This is a genomic window from Hymenobacter glaciei (assembly GCF_039539585.1).
Lineage (GTDB): Bacteria > Bacteroidota > Bacteroidia > Cytophagales > Hymenobacteraceae > Hymenobacter > Hymenobacter glaciei.
Genome location: NZ_BAABDK010000017.1, coordinates 318788 through 338294, shown reverse-complemented (window position 1 = coordinate 338294; position 19507 = coordinate 318788). Strand labels below are relative to the sequence as shown.

The following is a 19507-nucleotide window of genomic DNA, read 5'->3' as shown; positions in this document are numbered from 1 at the left end:
AATTGCACCTCGCATCAAAGCCGAGAATGTTCCAAGCTCAAAGGGGTAGCGCAGAGCTTATCGAGAGGCACAGGACTCCGGGTGTGGTAGAGCTATCGAGTCGGCAGCTGGCAACAAACAAAAGGGTCGGTGTGGACTTATAAAGTGTTAAACGCACTCAACTAAAAGCGGGCATAAGCTTTCCTTTCACAAACCGGAGTTCGTTTGGAAAATGATGTAACTCCAGAAAAAGAAGGGGGATTCTACAGGAAGATGACTTCCTTCACGACTACTTCTCCAACTTCGGCATTGATGAGTTCAGCCACGCGGGTCTTGGCCATTAATAGCTCGTGTTTGAGCGGGGCAGAAGAGAGGCGTACAAAAAGACGGCCCTTGTTGACATAGACCTCCTGAGTTTTTAGCGCGACGGCTTTACCCATGACGCGCTCCCAGCTTGATACCACCGTTACCTCGTTCAATTTTCCCTGTAGCCGATAGGCACGAACCAGTGCTTCGAGCCCTTCTTTTAGCGGAATGATGTCGCCGGAGCGGGTAGGGGTGGATGGCTTTTTCACAGGTGAGGAGAGGCAGCAACGGCTTGATAGATGCCCTCCGTTGCGTCCACAAAGGTACGCCTCCAATACCCCAAAAAGGCTTTGCCAAATAGCTAAACCGGAGCTACCGAACCGCTCTGAACCCGAAAACGGCGAATGGGAATGGTGACCCGGGAAAGCGCCTGGTCAGTGCGTTCAAGGTTAGTGTCGGTGAGGAAAACCTGGCCAAAGGTTTCGTTGGCGACCAACTCAAGCAAACGGGCAATCCGCTTGTCGTCGAGCCGGTCGAATATGTCATCGAGCAAGAGCAACGGTTTGTGTTGCTGCTTGGCGGCCAGCAATTCGAACTGGGCCAGTTTGAGGGCAATGGCAAATGACTTCTGCTGGCCCTGGGAGGCATGCGATTTAACGGGCATTTCCTCCATCAGAAAAACGAAGTCGTCGCGGTGCGAGCCAGTAGTGCTACGCTGCAGCACGAAGTCGCGGCGTTCGTTGCTGCGCAGTAATTGAGCGAAGTCAGCATCTAGCAACTGGCTCTTATACGTAAGCGTGACCTGCTCGCGCCCGTCGGCCAGCTGCTGATAATGCCGCTGGAAGACGGGCAAGTACTCAGCTAAAAAGGCGGCGCGAAGCGTGGTGATTTGCTGCCCCAGCGGAGCAAGTTGCTCATCAAGGGCCAAGAGGTATTCTCGGTCGAACCCATGAGTACCCACGCCCTGCTTCAGTACCGCGTTGCGCTGGCGGAGCAGCGCATTATAAGTAATGAGCAGCTCCAGGAACTCGTGGTCGAGCTGCGCCATCAGGCTATCAAAATACTTGCGCCGCTCCTCGCTGCCCTGGCGGATGAGGTCGGTATCGTAGGGCGAGATGAGTACGGCAGGGTAGCGGCCGATGTGGTCGGCCATGCGCTCGTAGGCCTGCTTGTCGTGCGTAATGGTCTTTTTTTGACCTTGGCGAAGGCTCACCTGAATAACTTCCTGAATGTCAGGCAAGTCATTGGTGAACGTGCCTTTAACCACAAAGAAATCAGCTCCTTGCTTGATGCAAAGGGCATCGGTGGCAGAAATGGCGCTTTTCGTAAGCGATAAGTAGTGAATAGCATCTAGCAGATTGGTTTTGCCGCTGCCGTTGTCGCCGATGAAGCAGTTGAGGCCAGGGGAAAGATGGAGGGCTGCGTCGTCATAATTTTTAAAAAAAAGCAGCTGGAGGGAGTCAAGAGTCATAAGGTGCGGATTTGCCAGCAGTTTTACGTAATTTCGCCCTCCCAACGCGAATTATTTCTTTCCTTGAACGTGCTATGGCGGATACGAAAGTAAAAGCTGCTTCTAAAAAACCAGCCGCCTCGAAGGCTGCCACCGGTGCTGCCCCCAAGGCGGCTGTCACAGGAAAGACCAACGGTGTTGCCACCGTGGCTCAGCCCGACCCCGTGATGCCCGGCACCGACCGTGCTACCGCCAAGGCTTCAGGCAAGCCCGCTCCGGCTCAGCCGGCCGCCTCTTTCCCGAAGGAAACCTACCTCACCTGGTATGAGCAAATGCAGCTCATGCGCAAATTCGAGGACAAGGCCGGACAGCTGTATGGTCAGCAAAAAATCAAAGGCTTCTGCCACCTCTACATCGGCCAAGAGGCTTGCGTCGCTGGTGCCGTATCGGCACTGGAGAAAGGCGACAAGTACATCACCGCCTACCGCGACCACGCTCACCCCTTAGCCCTAGGCACTTCGCCCAATGCCGTCATGGCCGAGCTGTTTGCCAAAGCCACCGGCTGCTCCAAAGGCAAGGGGGGCTCGATGCACATGTTCGACAAGGAGGTTGGCTTCATGGGCGGCCACGGTATTGTGGGCGGCCAGGTGCCAATGGGTGCAGGCATAGCCTTCGCCGAGAAGTATAACAAAACGGGCAAGCTCTGCATCTGCTACATGGGCGACGGCGCGGTACGCCAGGGCGCCCTGCACGAGGCGTTCAACATGGCGATGCTGTGGAAGCTGCCCGTCATCTTCGTGATTGAGAACAATGGATATGCCATGGGTACGTCGGTGCAGCGCACTTCGAACGTGACGGACCTCTACAAGCTCGGCCTGAGCTACGACATGCCTTCGGAGCCGGTGAACGGCATGCGCGTGGAAGACGTGCACCAGGCCGTGGCCCGCGCCGCTGAGCGCGCCCGCGCTGGCGAAGGCCCCACGCTGCTCGAGTTCAAGACGTACCGCTACAAGGGCCACTCGATGAGCGACCCGGCCAAGTACCGCACCAAGGAGGAGTTGGAAGACTACCGCCTGCGCGATGCCATTGAAGGCGTGCGGCACACCATCCTGACCAATAACTTCGCTTCCGAAGCCGACCTCGAGGCTATTGATGAGCGCATCAAGGCCAAGGTGCAGGAGTCGGTTGATTTCGCCGAGAGCTCGCCATATCCCACTCCCGACGAATTGTTCAAGGACGTGTACGTGCAGGCTGACTACCCATACATTCACGACTAATTTAACCGGGCCCCGGCCCACCACCAGCTTGCCTGCGGGCAGCTGTTGCCATACCCATCGCAATGTCGAAGATTCCTTACACTGGCAAAAGCCAGCAGGCCCGCCAGGGGCAGCAAGTAAACCAGAACGTGCCGGCCGACCCGCTGGCTCCGGCCGAGAACCTCGAGGCCGAGAACCCGTTGCTGGAAGACCCGGATGCCCTGGCTGCCCGCCTGGTCGAAACCGAGGATTTCGTGCGCAGCAACCGCAACCTGTTGCTGGGCATTCTGGCCGCAGTGGTGTTGGCCGTGGTAGGTGCTTTTGGCTTCTACACCTGGCGTACCCAGCAGGACGCCAAGGCCCAGTCCAGCATGTTCCGGGCCGTGAATAACTGGGAAGCTGATTCGTTAACCAAAGCCATTAAGGGCGACGGCAAAGCTCCCGGCTTGGTGACGGTAGCCAACGAGTACGGCAACACCAAAGCTGGTAACCTGGCGAACTTCTACGCTGGTGTGGCCTCGCTGAAAAAGGGTGACTACAAAGCGGCCCTCGATTACCTCGAAGACTTCAGCTCGGATGACTACCTGGTGCAGAGCCGGGCCTACGCGCTGATGGGCGACGCTCAGCTGGAACTCAACAAGCCCAAAGAAGCCGCCGACCTCTATGCGAAAGCCGCCGACCATAACGCAAACGAATACTTCTCGCCCAGCTACCTGCTCAAAGAGGCTACTGCCCGTGAAGTAGCCAAAGACGAGGAAGGTGCGCTTAAGGCTTATAACCGCATCATCACCGAGTACCCGACTTCGCAGGAAGTAGCCGAAGCCCGCCAGTACAAGGCCAAGCTGGAGAAATAACATCGCAACTCATTTGGTCATCCTGAGCGTAGCGAAGGACCTTATTGCAGCCGAACGACACCCGTTCAAGCGTGATAAGGTCCTTCGCTACGCTCAGGATGACTGCTTTTTACCGACCCATCGATTATGGCAACTTCCCTACAAAACCTGAGCGACTACGACGCGTCTACTTTCATTGATATCAGCGCAAAGAAATTTGGTTTGGTGGTAGCCGACTGGAACCGCGACATCACCGATATCCTCAGTGCTGGGGCCTACGATACCTTGGTGAAGCATGGGGCCATTGCCGATAACATCTTCCGCAACACCGTGCCCGGCAGCTTTGAGTTGACGCTGGGGGCGCAGTTCCTGGCGCAGCACGACGAGATTGATGCCGTTATCTGCCTGGGTGTCGTTATTCAGGGCGAAACCAAGCACGACGACTACATCTGCCACGCCGTGGCGCAGGGCATTACTCAGGTGGGGCTGAAGTTCAACAAGCCCGTTATTTTCGGGCTGGTGACGACCAACACCTTGGAGCAGGCCTGGGACCGGGCCGGCGGGAAGCACGGCAACAAGGGCGTAGAAGCAGCAGTGGCTGCTATCCAAATGTTAGGCTTTTAGCAGCAGCCCGGCAAAGCGGGTATTAAGCCGTAGATTTGCACCCGCAAAACCAACGTGTACCAGCTAGCTAAAAGCCGGTTGGTGCACTTCAACCGCTACTAAACCATTTGGTAGCTGCTGGGGTTGGAGCCGCATCATTGTCTGCCATTCCTTACCACTCCCTTTTTTCTTTTTCAATGAACGAAGACAACATTCGCTATTCGCGGGAAGACCTCAACGAGTTCGACCAGATTATTCAGGACAAGCTGACGGCGGCCCGTAAGGAGTTGTCGTTCATCAAAGAAACCCTGAACCGTAGCAACGACTCGGGCACCGACACTACCGCTTCGTCGGCCAAGGTGCTGGAAGATGGTGCCGACACGGCTGAGAAGGAGAGCATGAACCAGTTGGCCTCGCGCCAGATGAAGTTTATCCAGCAGCTCGAAAACGCCCAAATTCGCATCAAGAACGGCACCTACGGCGTGTGCATCGGTACGGGTAAGCTCATCCCTAAAGAGCGCCTGCGGGCCGTGCCCCACACCCAGCACTCCATCGAAGCTAAAATGGCTCGCCGCGACTAAGCAGCTGCCAAAAGAATACCTCGGTACCGGGAAGCCGGTGGTCAGAATGATTTTGACAGCAACGCTGTTGTCGCCCTCTGACCACCGTCTTTTCGGTACCGATTCGTTTTAACTAAACCAGTACCGTAGCGATACGGCACGCAACTTTTCTCCCCATGGGCAAGAAACATTTTTCAGAAGATAAGGCGGACCGTCGCGGCGGCCGCAATACGGGTGGACCCGGCGGTTTCGGCAACAGCGCCGGTCGCAGCAGCAACGAGCGCGGCGGTAATGAGCGTGGTGGTAGCGACCGTGGTGGCAATGACCGCGGCGGCTACGGCAGCGACCGCGGCCCCCGCAACGGCGACCGCCCAGCCTACGGCAATGGCCGCCCGGCCAGCAATGGTGCTTTCGGGCGCCCTTCAAATGGCGCATTTGGCCGTCCGGCTTCGGGCGGCAGCTTTGGCGCCAAGAAGTTTGAGGGTGGCGAGAAGCGCCCCTATGGCAGCAGCTACGGCGGTGGCCAGCGCGACGGCGGCAGCAGCTTCGGCAACTCGCGCCCGAGCGGTGGTGGTTTCCGCCCCGGCGGCGACCGGCCCTTCGAGCGCCGCGACGATAACAAGCCGCGCTTTGAGGGCAAAGAGCAGCGCACCGGCACCAGCTACGGCCGCACGGCCGAGCCCCGCAACTACGGGGTGGACCGCGGCGAGCAGCGCAGCCAGTCGGCCGATGCCCGCCCCATCCGCGAGTATCAGCCCAAGGAGAACTGGAGTGGCCAGCCTTACCGTCGCGAGGGCGAGAAGGCGGTGCCCCGCGGCCAGGCCGGCGAGCGCAACCGCAAATTCCAGAAAGCAAACCCTAACGAATCGGCTGAAGACCGGGCCCCGCGCACCGGCGGCAGCTTCGGCCGCAGCACGCCCCGCGAAACCGAGAGCTTCGAGCGCGGTGCGGACCGCAGCGAAGAGCGCGGCCCAAACCGCCCCATCCGGTCGGCCCGTCCTTTTGAGGCCAACCCGCCGCAGCCCCGAGAGGAGCGCAGCGAGCGGCCCGAGCGCGACGAGCGCCGGACCTTTAATACCGAGCGCGCCGAAGCCGGCAATGCCGATTACCGCGCCGACCAGGCCGCGTTTGGCCGCAAGTTCACGCCCGGCGCGTTTGGCCGCCGCGATGGCGCGCCCGCTAGCCGCAGTACCGGCGAGCGCCCGGGTGGTCATGAGAAGCGTAGCTCGACTGAGCGCTGGGCTCCTGCGCCCGGCAGCTTTGCCGAGCGCCGCGAGGCTCTGAAAGCCCAGGAGCGCAGCGTGCGCCGTTCGGGTACCGGCTACGGGGCTACGCCCGACAAGCCACGCCCGGCCCGCCCGGTGGGCCTCGACAACCGCGCCGACAAGCCCAAGTATGGCGAAAAGCCCGGCGAAGCACCCGACTACAAGAACCTGAAGCACTACGAAGCCGACAAAACCCGCGGCAACAAGCGCCGTCGCGACGAACTCGAAGAGTTCGGTGCGGACGAAACGCGCCTGAACCGCTACATCGCCAACGCTGGCATTTGCTCGCGCCGGGAGGCCGATGCGCTGATTGCGGCCGGCGAAATCAAAGTAAATGGCGAAGTGGTAACGGAGATGGGCTACAAAGTGCAGCCCGAAGACACGGTGCAGTACGGCAAAACCAACCTCAACCGCGAGAAGTCGGTGTACGTGCTGCTGAACAAGCCCAAGGACTTCATCACGACTACGGAAGACCCGGAGGGCCGCCGCACGGTGATGGATTTGGTGGCGGGTGCCTCGAAGGAGCGCATCTTCCCGGTGGGCCGCCTCGACCGCAACACCACGGGCCTACTGCTCTTCACCAACGACGGTGAAGTGGCCCAGAAGCTGTCGCACCCTTCGCACAAGAACAAAAAAATCTACCAGGTTGAACTGAGCCAGCCGCTGTCCGAAGAAGACCTGCGCAAGATTGCCGAAGGCCTGGAGCTGGAAGATGGCAAGGCCGTAGTTGATGACGTGGCCGTGGTGGCGGGCAACGCGCACTTTGTGGGCATTGAAATTCACATTGGTCGTAACCGCATTGTGCGGCGCATTTTCGAGCACCTCGGCTACGAAGTAGTGGCCCTGGACCGCGTGCAGTACGCTGGCCTCACCAAAAAAGACCTGCCGCGTGGCAAGTGGCGCTTTCTGAGCGAGCAGGAAGTCATTCGCATGAAGTACTTCTTGTAAGGCCTGATTGGCGAGAATAAACCTTGGAACGTCATGCTGAGCGCAGTCGAAGCATCTCTACCGCAAAGAGTAATTATTTACTCCCCAGTAGAGATGCTTCGGCTGCGCTCAGCATGACGTTCTTGCTTTAAACAACCAGACACAAACATGCACACCCTTGCCCTCGACATCGGCAACACGGCCGTGAAGGCCGGCGCGTTCGATGGCCCGCTGCTGCGCGAGATGGCCGCTGGCCTGACGGCGGCGCAGGTGCGGGGACTGGTGCAGCGCTGGCAGCCCCAGCACGTAGTAGTAGCCTCAGTAGCCGAGGCGGCCGTGCTGGTAGCGGAAGACCTGCGCGGCTTGGTGCCGGGCGAAATCCTGGCCTTTAGCCCGGCTACTACGCCGGTGCCGTTGCGCAATGCCTATGCCACGCCCCATAGCCTGGGGGCCGACCGGCTGGCGGCGGCCGTGGGCGCAGCTACCCTGCGCCCGGGTCGCGACACGCTCATCATCGATGCCGGCACAGCGCTCAAGTTTGACCTTGTGACGGCCGACGAAACCTACCACGGCGGCAGCATCGGGCCGGGGCTAGGTATGCGGCTGCGGGCCCTGCACGCCTTCACGGGGCGGCTGCCGCTGCTGGAGCTGCCGGCCGCCGATGCAACGATTTCGCTGGTCGGCGACTCCACTAGCGGGAGCATGCTGAGTGGCGTGGTGAACGGAGTGGTGGCCGAAATCGAAGGCTTACTAACTCAGTATCAGCAGCGGCACCCCGGGCTGGGAGTACTGCTGACTGGGGGCGACGCCGCCTTTCTGGCAGCCCGGCTCCCGAAGTGTATCTTTGTCGTCCCTGAGCTGGTACTGCTCGGGCTAAATCGGATTTTAGCGTATCATGTTGACAAGTAAAGTGATGGACGGCCGGGTGCTGGGGATGGTATTGGCAGGCCTGGCGGCGATGGCAGCCAATGGTGCGCAGGCTCAGGGCCTGGGCAATTCGCCTTACTCACGTATCGGGCTTGGCGAGTTCAATGCCAACACGGGCGGTGTGCGCCAGATGGGCATGGGCGGCGTGGGGGTGGCGGCTCCCAACTCTGTCAACGTAAACGAGTTGAACCCCGCGCTGCTTTACTATACCGGCCGTACCACGTTCGAAGCTGGTTATACCGGGCAGTATAAGACCATAAAAAACGCTAAGGCTTCGAGCCGCAGTGGCAATGGCACGTTGGGGTACTTCGCGCTGTCGGTGCCACTGGCTTCGCGTTGGGGCGCCGCTGTGGGCCTGAAGCCCCTGAGTGCTGTTGACTACGAGTCGAACATTTTGCAGGACGTAACCGGCGAGCCCGGGTCGCAGTCGCTGAAGCAGTACAAGGGCACCGGCGGGGTATCCGAAGCGTACCTGGGCCAGGGCGTGCGCATCGCGAAAGGCCTGACGGTGGGCTTCACGGCATCCTATCTGTTTGGAACGGTAGACGAAACCACCGGAACCACTGTGCAAATTGTGAACAACAATGACCCGCTGATAAAATCGGTGGACCGCCAGCACACGCGCTATTCCGACTTTTCGTTCCGGGCTGGAGCGCACTACCGCCAGAAGGTGGGCAAATCGCTGAGCATGAACCTGGGCGGAGTGTACAGCTTCGGCCACAGCTTGCGGGGCCAGCAAACCAACACCCAGGAGCGGGAGGATATGTCGGGCAGCCTCATTAGCGCGCCTACCTTGGTGGGCGACGGGCGGGGAAGCACCTACGTGCCCGGCCTGGCTCAACTGGGCCTGAGCCTCGACAACGACAAGAACTGGAACATCAACCTGGATGTGGCCCAGCAGCAGTGGTCGAAGTTTACGAGCTTCAACAACAACGGCCCGGCCCTGAGCAATACGATGCGCGTGGGCTTGGGCGGCGAGATTTCGCCCGACCCGGGCTCGGTAGAGCATTACTTCCAGCGCGTGACGTACCGCGCCGGCATCAGCATGGCCCAACTGCCTTACCAGCCCGGTGGCAAAACGCTCTACGACCGGTCGGTGAGTTGGGGCTTCGCGTTTCCGATGCCCACGGCCTCGGCCCTGGAGTCGACTACACTCAGCCTGGCCTTTACCTACGGCCAGCGGGGCAACACCGACGTGCTAAGCAGCGGGGCCAGCAACGTGCAGGAAAGCTACCTTCGCGGGCAGCTGGGTGTCACGCTCAACAACCGTTGGTTTATCAAGCGCCGCCTGCAGTAACCACGTTTTAACAGAATTATTAACTTGTTCGGATTCACGCAGCGCGGCTTCAGTAGTGGCGCGGCTCTGCTGGCAGGGCTGGGCCTGATGGCTTGCGAAAAAAAAGCCGCCGTTGGTCTGCCTCAGGTATACACCGGCCCGCTGATGGAGACCACCAACGTGGTGGAACTGGTAAGTGACTCGGCCAAGTTGAAGTTTCAACTGACAGCCCCCCTGCAGCAGCAGTTTGATAACGGCGATTTTGTCTGGCCCACAGGGGTGAAAGTCACCTTTTATTCGGCCGATGGTAAGAAGACGGTCGTCAACACGCTCACGGCCAAGTACGGCAAGCTGGACAAAGCGAAAAACCTCTACACCATGCGGGGCGACGTGCGCGTGGCCAACGTGCCCAACCAACAGAAGATGAGCACCGAAGAGATGTTTTTCGATAAGAACAAGCAGGTGATTTATACCGATACCGCCATGTTTGTGAAGGTGGAAACGCCCACCGAATACATCGACGGGTATGGCCTGACGGCGAACCAGAATTTTTCGCGTTACAGCATTAAGCGGCCCACCGGCATTCTGGCCAAAACGGGTGCGGGGCTGTAGCCCGCCCGCTTTTCCTTCTTACTACTCATGAAATTCGACAAAGACCTGCTGCGCACCGTACTGTTTGCGGTGGGCGTGGTGGCCATGGTCATCGGCATCTATCAGACGTTGCTGTTCAACGACCTGATGCGTAACTACTGGATTTTCATGGTGGCGATGGCCTGCTGGATGCCGCTGTTGTACTGGCGACAGCAGGAGCGCGTGGCCGCTAAAATTGCCGAGCAGGAAGCCAAGCTGGCCCGGGAAAAACAGGCCCGCACCCCGGCCAAATCGACTAAAAAGCGCCGCTAGGCAGCCCGGTGCAAAAAAGCCCCGGAGCCCCGGAATGTTGCCTGACGGCTGCTCGACGGGCCATTATTGCCGGGCGGGCCGCCCTAAAAACCGGTAATACTTTGATTGCCGGCCAAATTCTGGTTATTTTGCGCCTCTTTTGACCAACTACCCTAGTTGTCAGTTGCTCGTTGTTCGTTGTCAGTTTGTGCTGAACGACTGCTTCGGGGCTGACAACGGACCACTAAAAACGGACAATTAGCACCTAAATGGCTTTAATTAACACGATTCGGGAAAAATCTGGCTGGGCGGTAGGTACCGTGGCCGTCGGGATGCTGCTCTTCATTGTGGGCGGCGACCTGGTGGGCGGCAAAAACCGCCTCTTTGGCCGCAACGACAACGTGGTGGGCGAAGTGGCCGGCCAGAAAGTGGAGCTCAATGACTACAACGCCGCTCTGGAGCAGGCCAAGCAGGCTTTTGTGACCCAGCAGCAGCGCCAGCCCGACGACCAGGCCATGGGGTACCTGCGCGACCAGGCCTGGAACCAGACCCTCTACAAGCTGGCTTTCCAGCCGGAGTGGGAGAAGCTGGGCCTGACCGTGAGCGACGACGAGCTCGTGGACATGGTGCAGGGCGACAACGTGGCTCCCGGCATTCGCCAGGCGTTTACCGACAAAGCCACCGGCCAGTTCGACAAAGCCCGCCTGATTGACTACCTGAAAAACCTCGACAAGCTGCCCCCCGAAAACCAGGCCGCCTGGCGCAATTTCGAAGCCAACCTGCCGGCCGAGCGCCTCGCCAACAAGTACAACGCCCTGCTGAAAAACTCGGTGTACGTGACCACGGCCGAAGCCAAGCGCTTCAACGATAACCAGAACACCAAGGCCACGGTGAAGTACCTGTTCGTGCCCTACGGCAGCATCTCCGACTCGGCGGTGAAGGTGACCGATGCGCAGCTGCAGGCTTACCTCGACAAAAATGCCAGCAAGTACAAGGTAGAAGCCGGCCGCTCGATTGAGTACGTGACCGTACCGGTGGTGGCTTCGAAAGAGGACAGCACCAACGTAAACGCCTCGATGGCCGAGCTGGCTACGCAGTTCGCCTCGGCACCGGTTGATTCGCTGTTTGTGGCGGCCAACTCGGAGCAGCCCTACAACAAAAACTTCCGCTCGCCAGCCGACCTGCCCGAGCAGCTCCGCAAGCAGCTGCCGTTGGCACAGGGCAAAATTTACGGCCCGTATGCCGAAGCCGGTACGTCGACTCTGTTCAAAGTAACCGGCGTTGGCACTGGCAAAGAGCCCGCCGCCCGCGCCAGCCACATTCTCATCAAAGCCGAAGGTACCACGCCCGAAGCCAAGGCCACCGCGAAAGCCAAGGCCCAGGACATTCTCAACAAAATCAAGGGCGGGGCGGACTTTGCCGCGCTGGCCCGGCAGTTTGGCACCGACGGCACCAAAGACCAGGGCGGCGACCTCGGCTGGTTTGGCAAGGGCCGCATGGTCCCCGAGTTCGAGAAAGCCATTTTTGGCGCTTCGGGCCCCGGCCTGTTGCCCAATCTGGTGGAGACTTCGTTCGGCTACCACGTAATTAAGGTAACGGCCGCACCCACCAAGCAGACCTACCAGGTAGCCGAGGTGAAGAAGACCATCACCCCAAGCGAGGCTACCTACGACGCGGCCAACACCCGCGCCAATGAGCTCCGTGCCAAAATCACGGACCTGGCCAGCTTCCGCGCTGAGCTGGCGAAAGACAAGACCCTGCAAAAGCAGGAAGCCAAGAACCTCGATGCCAACGCCAGTGCCGTGAACGGCCTGCAGAATGCCCGCGAAGTTGTGCGTTGGGCGTTTGGCCATGGCCCGAACGGCACCACCGCCAAAGTAGGCGACGTGTCGGACGTGTTCACCGTAGGCGACCAGTTTGTGATTGCTGCTCTTGCCGACGAGCGCGCCAAAGGCACCGCTACCGTGGCCAACATGCGCCCCGAGTTGTCGGCGCTGGTGCGCAACGAGGAGAAGGCCAAGACGATTATGGGCAAGCTGCCTAAGACCGGTTCGCTGGAAGAAATGGCTTCGAAATACGGCCCCACTGCCCAAGTAGGCACCGCCCCCGACGTTATTCTGGGCCAGGGCAGCCTCGCCAACGTGGGTTTTGAGCCCTTGGCTGTTGGCAAAGCTTTCGCACTGAAGCCCGGCCAGCACTCGGCCGCCATTCAGGGCGAGCAAGGCGTGATTGTGGTGGAGCCCGTTAGCCTGACTCCTCCTGCGGCTACTGCTGACCTAAAAGCCGTACGCACGCAGCTGGTGCAGCAGCGCGTCCAGCAGCAGGATGGCAAAATTTACGAGGCCATCAAGTCGCACGCCAACGTGCAGGACAACCGCGCTAAGTTCTTCTAAGCCGCGCAAAGCCAGTGTCTCAAAAGGGCCGTACCTTCGGGGGCGGCCCTTTTTTGTTGCCCTCAGGATGCACTATCCAAGGCTGGGCACCAAGCGCATGGCAGCGGAACCTGGCTCTGCAAAGCCCGTTGAACGAAGCGGGATAATCCGTACGTTTACCCACTGCCGCGTGCCCGTGGTTTGTATTGGGTACCCAGCTTATTGAAACTTATGCGTCCTTCTTCCTTTTTACTTGCTGCAGCTCTAACGCTTTCGGTGCCTGCCTGGGCGCAGCCCGGCCGAAGCGGCGCCTGGGTGCCCGCCAGCAGCACCAGCTTGGCTCAGGACTATGCCCGCCGGGGCGAGAACGAAAAGGTCGTTTTTCTGTTCGAGAAGTTGTCTGTTGAAGAGCAGGTGAGCCTGGCGGTATTTCCGGTGTACCTGGAGTCGCTGCAGGCCCTGAAGCGCTACAAGGAAGCTGAAAAACTGGCAAAGAAGGCCGTGAAGCTGCGCCCCGATGATGCCACACTCGGCGTGACGTTGGGTGCGGTATATCAAGCGGCCGGCGATGCCTCGGCTGCCGACAAGCAGTGGCAAAAGGTGGTGGCCCAGCTCACGCCCGCCCAGGTGCTGCCGGTAGCTGCCGAGTTCAGCCGCCGCGAGTTGCCTGCCTGGACGGAAAAGGCTTACCTGCGCGGCCGGGCGCTGGCTAAGAACGATACCGAGTACGCCCCGCAGCTTATTCGGCTCTATACCCAGACGCAGAACCAGGCCCAAGTGCTAGCCGAAACGCTGCGCCTTGTAGCCCGTGACGACCGGCAGCTGCCCTTCGTGCGCAACATGCTCCAGAACGCCCTGCATGAGGAAAAGGACTTCGACGCGCTGGAAAAGCAGCTGCTGAGCGCCGTGCAGGACCACCCGGACCAGGCCGCCTACAGCGAGCTACTCCTCTGGCTGCAGATGCAGCGACACGACTTCACCGGGGCGCTGGTGCAGGCCCGCGCCCTCGACCGCCGCGCCCAGAGCGGTGGCGTGCGCGTGCTGGAGCTGGCCGCCATTGCCCAGCAGAACAAAGACTACGAAACGGCTATTGAGGGCTTCGAATACGTGGCCAAAGAGTACCGCAGCGGCCCGTACTACGCGGCGGCCCGCCAGCGCCTGCTGCAGGCCCGCGAGGCTCAGGTGCGCGAGACTTATCCTGTAGACCCTGCCAAAGTGCGCGCCCTGGTAGCCGAATACGACCAGCTGCTAACTGAACTGGGCCGTAACGCCAACAGTGCCTCTGTCATCCGCAACCTGGCCAACCTCTACGCCTTCCAGCTGAATGAGCGCGCTAAGGCCATGACGCTGCTGCAGGAAGTCATCGACATGCCCCGCGCCAGCGATGAAGTGGTGGACGAAGCCAAGGTGACCCAGGGCGACCTGTACATTCTGAAAGGGGAGCCCTGGGAGGCGACCTTGCTGTACTCACAAGTGGAAAAGTCGCACAAGGACTCGCCGCTGGGCTACGAGGCCAAGCTGCGCAACGCCCGCCTGAGTTACTACGCCGGCGATTTCAAGCTGTCCCAAAGTCACCTCGACATTCTGAAAGAAGCCACCACCCGCGAAATTGCCAACGACGCCATGCAGCTTTCGCTGCTGATTCAGGACAACACCGTGGAAGATACCCTGGGCCTTGGGCTGAAAGCCTATGCTGCTGTAGAGCAGCTCGTGTTTCAGAACAAGATTCCCGAAGCCCTCAAGGGGCTCGATGCGTTGCTGGAGCGCTTCCCCGGCCATTCGTTGGCCGATGATACGTACTACCTCAAGGCGCAACTGCTGCGGCGCACCGGGGACTTTCCCGGGGCGATGGCTACGCTGGAGCGCATTACCAATAATCCGAAAACGGATGTGCTGAGCGACGATGCCCTGTTTTTATTGGCCCGTATTCAGGAGGAGGACGTGAAGGACAAGGTGCAGGCCCAGGCGCTGTACAACCAGGTTATCACCAAGTTCCCGGGCAGTATTTACGTAGCAGAGGCCCGCAAGCGATTCCGCAAGCTGCGCGGCGACGGCGTGCAGTAGGACGCAGCCTTTGCTGCGTCGGGCGATTGCGCCGCAATGTTTTCTCTCGTTCAACGCTCGACGCAGCAAAGGCTGCGTCCTACCCAAAAAACACGAATAGTAGCGCCAGGGCCAAGATAAACACGCCGTACATGAGCACATCGGTACCAATGTACTGATGGTACTGACGATAAAATTCGCGGAGCTTGCGCATGGCCGGCGGGTGGGAGAGCGGTAAGCGCTAAAGGTACGGCGGCGGGCGCGGGGCGGGGATTGGTCGTACTTTTGACACCATTTTGACGAAGTATCCAATGCCCATATCCGCGACTAAACGCTGGAATTATATCCCCCAACCCGACCCTGCCCAGGTTCACGCCCTCACCGAGGCCCTCTTCATTGCCCCTGAGATTGCGGCCCTGCTGGTGCAGCGCGGCATAGCCACGCCCGAAGCGGCCGCTGCTTTCTTCCACCCCGACCTGCGCCAGCTGCCCAACCCGCTGCTGATGCGCGGCATGGACCGTGCTGTGACCCGCCTGGCACATGCCCTGCAGGCCGGCGAAAAGGTGCTGGTACTGGGCGACTACGACGTCGACGGCATCACCTCGGTGGCTACCGTGATGAGCTACCTCACGCCGCTGTTCGGCGTGGAGCGCCTGCGCGACTACATCCCCGACCGGTACACCGAAGGCTACGGCATTTCAGAAAAGGCCATTGATACGGCCGCTGACAATGGCTTTGCCCTGATTATTGCCCTCGATTGCGGCATTAAGGCGGTGGAGCAGGTTGCTTACGCCACTAGCCGCGGCGTCGATTTCATCATCTGCGACCATCACCTGCCCGGCGATGAGCTGCCTGCCGCCGTGGCCGTGCTCGACCCCAAGCGGACCGATTGCGAATACCCATACAAGGAGCTTTCGGGCTGCGGTGTGGGCTTCAAGCTGATGCAGGCGCTGGGCGAGCACCTGGGCCTGCCCAAGGAGCCGCTGCACGATTTGCTCGATTTGGTAACCGTGAGCATCGCCGCTGACATCGTGCCCATCACCGGTGAAAACCGGGTGTTGGCTTCTTACGGCCTGCGCCGCTTCAATGAGGACGACCACCTGCTGCGCCCGGGCCTCGCCGCCCTGCGCGAGCTGGCTACCCTGCGCGAGGGTGCGCTGGGCATCAGCAGCCTGATATTTGGGTTTGCGCCACGCATCAACGCGGCCGGGCGCATGGGCGATGCCCGCCGGGCCGTGGCCATGCTGCTGGCTCCCGACCAGCAGGAAGCCCGCTATACCGCCGAAGTGGTTGACCAGATGAACCAGCAGCGGCGCGGCTCGGACCAGCATACCACCCAGGAAGCCCTCGACATGATTGCCGGCGACCCGGTGCTGCAAAACGCCCGCGCCACCGTGCTCTACAAAGCCGACTGGCACCAAGGTGTGCTGGGCATCGTAGCCTCGCGCTGCCTCGACCAGTACTACCGCCCCACCGTCATCCTCACGCAGCGCGACGGCAAGGCTACCGGCTCGGCCCGCTCGGTGGCGGGGTTCGATGTGCACGAGGCCTTGGAATCCTGCTCGGCCCTGCTCGACCAGTTTGGGGGGCACCGCGCCGCCGCCGGCCTCACCCTGAAGGTGGAAAATGTGCCCGCTTTCCAGCGGCAATTCGAGCAGGTAGTGGCCGACACGCTCACCACCGAGCACCTCGTACGGCCCGTCGAGATTTCCGCCGTACTGCCCATTGGGCGCATTGCCGAGGAGTTCTTCACCGAGCTGCACCGCATGGAGCCTTTCGGGCCGGGCAACCCCAACCCGATTTTTGCCTCGCATCGGCTGATTGCCGTGCCGCACAGCGCCCGCGTGGTAGGAGTGGGCCACCTCAAGCTGCGCCTTGCCTCTGCCGATGCCCAGGGCCCAGCCCTCGATGCCATTGGCTTCGGCCTGGCCGATTACCTGCCCCAGATTGAGGAAGGTCAGCCCTTCAGCGCGTGCTACACCGTGGAAATGAACGAGTACCGCGGCCAGCGCAGCGTGCAGCTGCGGTTGCTGGATGTCCGCTGGGAGTAGTCGGGCAGAGTATTCTGCTACACAAAAACCAGCAGGGCAAATCTTGTAGCAAACCCACTGCTACAAGATTTTATGAAGTCCGGCGTTGGTAGCAACCGGGGCTGGCCACTAACGGCCGGCCCGCTTCCGACCATGGCCGATTCGTTGCGAAAATACTTCGGCCTCACTCAGGAGCGCCTGGCCGCGTGGCTGGGCGTACACCGCGTGGTGCTGGCGCAAGCCGAAACCGGGCAGCGCCGCTTGCCGCTGGGCCCAAGCCAGCAGGGCATTCCGGACGTGCGCCTTTCGCTGGCGAAGCAGGGCCTGCTGATGCAGCCAGGCCAGTCGGCCGAACCCGCCCCGCCGCCCTTGCCCATGCCCGTCGACTCCCGCCCCGTGCTGCGCCGTTTGCAGGCGTGTCGGCAGCAGGCGGCCAATCTGCGCCAGCAGCTGCCCACCATGCAGGCCCGGGCCACGGCGTTTGCCAACCGGCTGGCGGCCCTGCCTGCTTTGCGCGCCTACACCGGCCCCATGCCCAATCCCGCCCGTGAGGCCGCCTGGCTCGACCGGTTTGAGCAGGAAGCTGTGAGTGGCCTACGCGGCGAGTGCGGCCCCGTTCTTCAGGGCGTGGCGGCCGCCCGCCTGGCCGGCCTGACCCACGAAATGGAGCTGCTGGAAGAACTCCTGGCTGCGTTGCCGCCCGCCACGCCTACCGTTGCTGCATCACCCGCCACACCCACCACATGATAACGGGCTGTAGCGGCAGGCGCCCCCAGGCTACCCAGCCCGGAATGTGCAACTGCTCATGAACCAAGGCCATGTACACGTTGGCCGGGAACACCGCTACCAGCAACGCCAGCAGGCCCCAGCCAGCCAGTTGCCGGGTGCGGGCCGGTAGCAGGCCCAAGCCGCCCAGTAGCTCAAAAACACCGCTGATGTATACCAGCAACAGCGGCTGCGGCAGCTGCGGCGGCATAATGGCCAGGTAAGTGGCCGGGTGGATGAAATGGAGCAGGCCTGCGCCCACAAATACAAGCGCCAGCGCGTAGCGGCTGAGGAGGCGAAGCGTCATAGGTGGGCGAAGCTACTGATAAAGAAAGCCCCAACACGTTGTAGTGCCGGGGCTTTTTATTCTTCAACAAGTGCTTATCGCATTGGTAAGCGTACCTCATCAGTGGGCATCCATGCTGACTTTGCCGGTGATTTTTACGCGTTTGATGAGCAGCACCAGCGGCAGGCAGACCACGAAGAATGCGCCAATCATCGTGAACACCTGCGAGTAGGTGATGATGGATACCTGCTTCATCAGAATGCCTTCGAGGGCATAGTAGGCCTGCTTGCGGGCCTGCTCCAGTGGGAAGCCGTGCGCCAGGAAGTTCTGGGTGAAGGCTTGGATGCGCTGCACGGTGTTGGCGTCGTAGAGCGAGATGTGGGCCAGTGGGCTGACGCGGTTCTGGGCAATGCTGCGCTCCAGGTACGTTCCCACAATGGCTACGCCAAACGAGCCGCCGAGCTGGCGAATCATGCCGGTGAGGCCAGCGGCCTGGCCGGCATCCTTGCCTTTCAGGCCGGCCAGGCTCATCGTGGTAATGGGCAGGAAGATGAGGCCCATGCCCAAACCACGTACCATCAGGGGCCAGAAGAAGTCATCGGGGCCGGCGTTGGGCGAAATGATTTGGGCCATCCAGAACGTGAAAATGAAGAAAATGCCGAAGCCCAACGGAATCATAAACTTCTGCGGAACGCCGGCTTGCAGCGACCGCCCGATGACTGGCATCATGAAGCCCGAAGCCAAAGCTCCCGGTAGCAGCATCAGGCCAGTCTGCGCCGCCGAGAAGCCGAGGATACGCTGGGTAAAAATCGGGAAAATAAACACCGAAGCAAACATGCCGAAGCCCAGCACAAACGACAGCACTGCGCCGACTGCCAGGTTGCGACTCCTGCCCAGTACGCGCAGGTCCACGATGGGCTGACGAGCCGTGAGCTCGCGCCACACAAAGCCAATGACCCCAATGGCCGCCAACAGGACAAACGTGTTGATGTAAGTGCTTTCGAACCAGTCTTCGCTTTCGCCTTGCTCCAGCACCAATTGCAATGAGCCCACGCCCAGAATCAGCAGGCCAATACCCATCCAGTCAATCTCTCGCAGGGGCCGCGGAATGGCGTTTTTAATGCGCTCGGGGTCGCGGATGAACGTCAAAGTAAAGATGGCTGCCAGGATACCCACCGGCACGTTCACGTAAAAAATCCAGGGCCAGCCCAAGTTACTGTCCACAATGTAGCCACCTAGCGTGGGACCAATGGTAGGGCCGATAATCACGCCCATGCCGAACAGCGCTTGGCCGATGGGCAACTGCTTGGGTGGGAAGGTGTCAATCAGAATGGCTTGCGACGTAGCCATGAGCGCGCCACCGCCGATGCCCTGGATGAAACGAAACGCTACCAGCTCCCAGATATTGGTGCTCTGGCCGCAGGCCATGGAGGCCAGCGTGAAGATGACCACCGACACGAAGTAGTAGTTGCGGCGTCCGAACTGCTCGGCCAGAAAGCCAGTCATCGGAATCACAATCACGTTGGCAATGCCGTAAGAGGCAATCACCCAGGTTACTTCCTGCTGCGTAGCCGAGAGGTTGCCCATCATCTGGGTGAGGGCCACGTTCACAATACTGGTGTCAATCAGCTCCAGCAAGCAGCAGAGGACCACCGTCACAACGATAATCCACTTGGTAAATCCGGTTTCCATGTTATATCTGTTCTATGGATTTTGCTGTCATCCTGAACGCAGTGAAGGACCTTGT

General features: G+C 60.4%; 17 protein-coding genes. 13 read left to right on the top strand and 4 right to left on the bottom strand.

Features of this window, described 5'->3' with window-relative positions; genetic code table 11:
* Positions 1–242 precede the first annotated feature (242 nt).
* Positions 243–554: a DciA family protein gene (locus ABD837_RS12135; protein WP_345054686.1), complete on the bottom strand. Its 312-nt coding sequence runs from the start codon at positions 552–554 to the stop codon at positions 243–245.
* Between the two features lie 92 nt (positions 555–646).
* The gene (gene recF / locus ABD837_RS12130) at positions 647–1756 is read right to left on the bottom strand and encodes a DNA replication/repair protein RecF (protein WP_345054683.1); all 1110 of its coding nucleotides are present in this window, start codon (positions 1754–1756) and stop codon (positions 647–649) included.
* Positions 1757–1962: 206 nt separating this feature from the next.
* On the opposite strand from recF, the gene pdhA reads away from it, so the two are divergent.
* The 13 genes from pdhA to ABD837_RS12065 all read left to right on the top strand — a co-directional run bounded on the left by pdhA (position 1963) and on the right by ABD837_RS12065 (position 17456).
* Positions 1963–3012 (top strand): pyruvate dehydrogenase (acetyl-transferring) E1 component subunit alpha, encoded by a 1050-nt coding sequence (pdhA, locus tag ABD837_RS12125; RefSeq protein ID WP_345055103.1) that lies wholly within the window; start codon positions 1963–1965, stop codon positions 3010–3012.
* Positions 3013–3074: 62 nt separating this feature from the next.
* Positions 3075–3845: a tetratricopeptide repeat protein gene (locus tag ABD837_RS12120; protein WP_345054680.1), complete on the top strand. Its 771-nt coding sequence runs from the start codon at positions 3075–3077 to the stop codon at positions 3843–3845.
* Between the two features lie 126 nt (positions 3846–3971).
* Positions 3972–4448: a 6,7-dimethyl-8-ribityllumazine synthase gene (ribH, locus tag ABD837_RS12115; RefSeq protein WP_345054677.1), complete on the top strand. Its 477-nt coding sequence runs from the start codon at positions 3972–3974 to the stop codon at positions 4446–4448.
* Positions 4449–4624: 176 nt separating this feature from the next.
* Positions 4625–5008 carry a TraR/DksA family transcriptional regulator gene (locus ABD837_RS12110; RefSeq protein WP_345054673.1) on the top strand — a complete coding sequence of 128 codons (384 nt, stop codon included), beginning with the start codon at positions 4625–4627 and terminating at the stop codon, positions 5006–5008.
* A 155-nt stretch (positions 5009–5163) separates the two neighbouring features.
* Positions 5164–7200 carry a pseudouridine synthase gene (locus ABD837_RS12105; protein WP_345054670.1) on the top strand — a complete coding sequence of 679 codons (2037 nt, stop codon included), beginning with the start codon at positions 5164–5166 and terminating at the stop codon, positions 7198–7200.
* 147 nt (positions 7201–7347) lie between these two features.
* Positions 7348–8088, top strand: a complete 741-nt coding sequence (locus tag ABD837_RS12100; protein WP_345054668.1) for a type III pantothenate kinase — start codon at positions 7348–7350, stop codon at positions 8086–8088.
* Positions 8075–9403, top strand: coding sequence for a BamG family beta-barrel-assembly machinery protein (gene bamG / locus ABD837_RS12095; protein WP_345054665.1), 1329 nt, complete (start codon positions 8075–8077; stop codon positions 9401–9403). The genes ABD837_RS12100 and bamG overlap by 14 nt, the downstream gene beginning before the upstream one ends.
* 24 nt (positions 9404–9427) lie before the next feature.
* On the top strand, positions 9428–9994 hold the full coding sequence (lptC, locus tag ABD837_RS12090) for an LPS export ABC transporter periplasmic protein LptC (protein WP_345054662.1): 567 nt from the start codon (positions 9428–9430) through the stop codon (positions 9992–9994).
* A 27-nt stretch (positions 9995–10021) separates the two neighbouring features.
* Positions 10022–10285 carry a hypothetical protein gene (locus ABD837_RS12085; RefSeq protein ID WP_345054659.1) on the top strand — a complete coding sequence of 88 codons (264 nt, stop codon included), beginning with the start codon at positions 10022–10024 and terminating at the stop codon, positions 10283–10285.
* A gap of 248 nt (positions 10286–10533) precedes the next feature.
* Complete coding sequence (locus ABD837_RS12080) at positions 10534–12657, top strand: peptidylprolyl isomerase (RefSeq protein WP_345054657.1); 2124 nt, start codon at positions 10534–10536, stop codon at positions 12655–12657.
* A 210-nt stretch (positions 12658–12867) separates the two neighbouring features.
* The gene (locus tag ABD837_RS12075; protein WP_345054654.1) at positions 12868–14700 is read left to right on the top strand and encodes a tetratricopeptide repeat protein; all 1833 of its coding nucleotides are present in this window, start codon (positions 12868–12870) and stop codon (positions 14698–14700) included.
* Positions 14701–14990: 290 nt separating this feature from the next.
* Positions 14991–16730: a single-stranded-DNA-specific exonuclease RecJ gene (gene recJ / locus ABD837_RS12070; RefSeq protein WP_345054652.1), complete on the top strand. Its 1740-nt coding sequence runs from the start codon at positions 14991–14993 to the stop codon at positions 16728–16730.
* Positions 16731–16802: 72 nt separating this feature from the next.
* Positions 16803–17456, top strand: coding sequence for a hypothetical protein (locus ABD837_RS12065; protein WP_345054649.1), 654 nt, complete (start codon positions 16803–16805; stop codon positions 17454–17456).
* Here the strand turns inward: ABD837_RS12065 and ABD837_RS12060 are convergent.
* Positions 17419–17781, bottom strand: coding sequence for a DoxX family protein (locus ABD837_RS12060; RefSeq protein WP_345054646.1), 363 nt, complete (start codon positions 17779–17781; stop codon positions 17419–17421). The genes ABD837_RS12065 and ABD837_RS12060 overlap by 38 nt on opposite strands.
* A gap of 99 nt (positions 17782–17880) precedes the next feature.
* Positions 17881–19452, bottom strand: coding sequence for a DHA2 family efflux MFS transporter permease subunit (locus ABD837_RS12055; protein WP_345054643.1), 1572 nt, complete (start codon positions 19450–19452; stop codon positions 17881–17883).
* Positions 19453–19507 lie beyond the last annotated feature (55 nt).

Bases quoted from the DNA above. Each gene is read 5' to 3' on its own strand.
- ribH (WP_345054677.1), top strand. From the start codon at position 3,972: ATGGCAACTTCCCTACAAAACCTGAGCGACTACGACGCGTCTACTTTC.
- ABD837_RS12085 (WP_345054659.1), top strand. From the start codon at position 10,022: ATGAAATTCGACAAAGACCTGCTGCGCACCGTACTGTTTGCGGTGGGC.
- ABD837_RS12065 (WP_345054649.1), top strand. From the start codon at position 16,803: ATGAAGTCCGGCGTTGGTAGCAACCGGGGCTGGCCACTAACGGCCGGC.
- ABD837_RS12120 (WP_345054680.1), top strand. From the start codon at position 3,075: ATGTCGAAGATTCCTTACACTGGCAAAAGCCAGCAGGCCCGCCAGGGG.
- ABD837_RS12110 (WP_345054673.1), top strand. From the start codon at position 4,625: ATGAACGAAGACAACATTCGCTATTCGCGGGAAGACCTCAACGAGTTC.
- pdhA (WP_345055103.1), top strand. From the start codon at position 1,963: ATGCCCGGCACCGACCGTGCTACCGCCAAGGCTTCAGGCAAGCCCGCT.
- ABD837_RS12055 (WP_345054643.1), bottom strand. From the start codon at position 19,452: ATGGAAACCGGATTTACCAAGTGGATTATCGTTGTGACGGTGGTCCTC.
- ABD837_RS12080 (WP_345054657.1), top strand. From the start codon at position 10,534: ATGGCTTTAATTAACACGATTCGGGAAAAATCTGGCTGGGCGGTAGGT.
- ABD837_RS12105 (WP_345054670.1), top strand. From the start codon at position 5,164: ATGGGCAAGAAACATTTTTCAGAAGATAAGGCGGACCGTCGCGGCGGC.
- ABD837_RS12060 (WP_345054646.1), bottom strand. From the start codon at position 17,781: ATGACGCTTCGCCTCCTCAGCCGCTACGCGCTGGCGCTTGTATTTGTG.
- ABD837_RS12100 (WP_345054668.1), top strand. From the start codon at position 7,348: ATGCACACCCTTGCCCTCGACATCGGCAACACGGCCGTGAAGGCCGGC.
- ABD837_RS12075 (WP_345054654.1), top strand. From the start codon at position 12,868: ATGCGTCCTTCTTCCTTTTTACTTGCTGCAGCTCTAACGCTTTCGGTG.
- recJ (WP_345054652.1), top strand. From the start codon at position 14,991: ATGCCCATATCCGCGACTAAACGCTGGAATTATATCCCCCAACCCGAC.
- bamG (WP_345054665.1), top strand. From the start codon at position 8,075: ATGTTGACAAGTAAAGTGATGGACGGCCGGGTGCTGGGGATGGTATTG.
- recF (WP_345054683.1), bottom strand. From the start codon at position 1,756: ATGACTCTTGACTCCCTCCAGCTGCTTTTTTTTAAAAATTATGACGAC.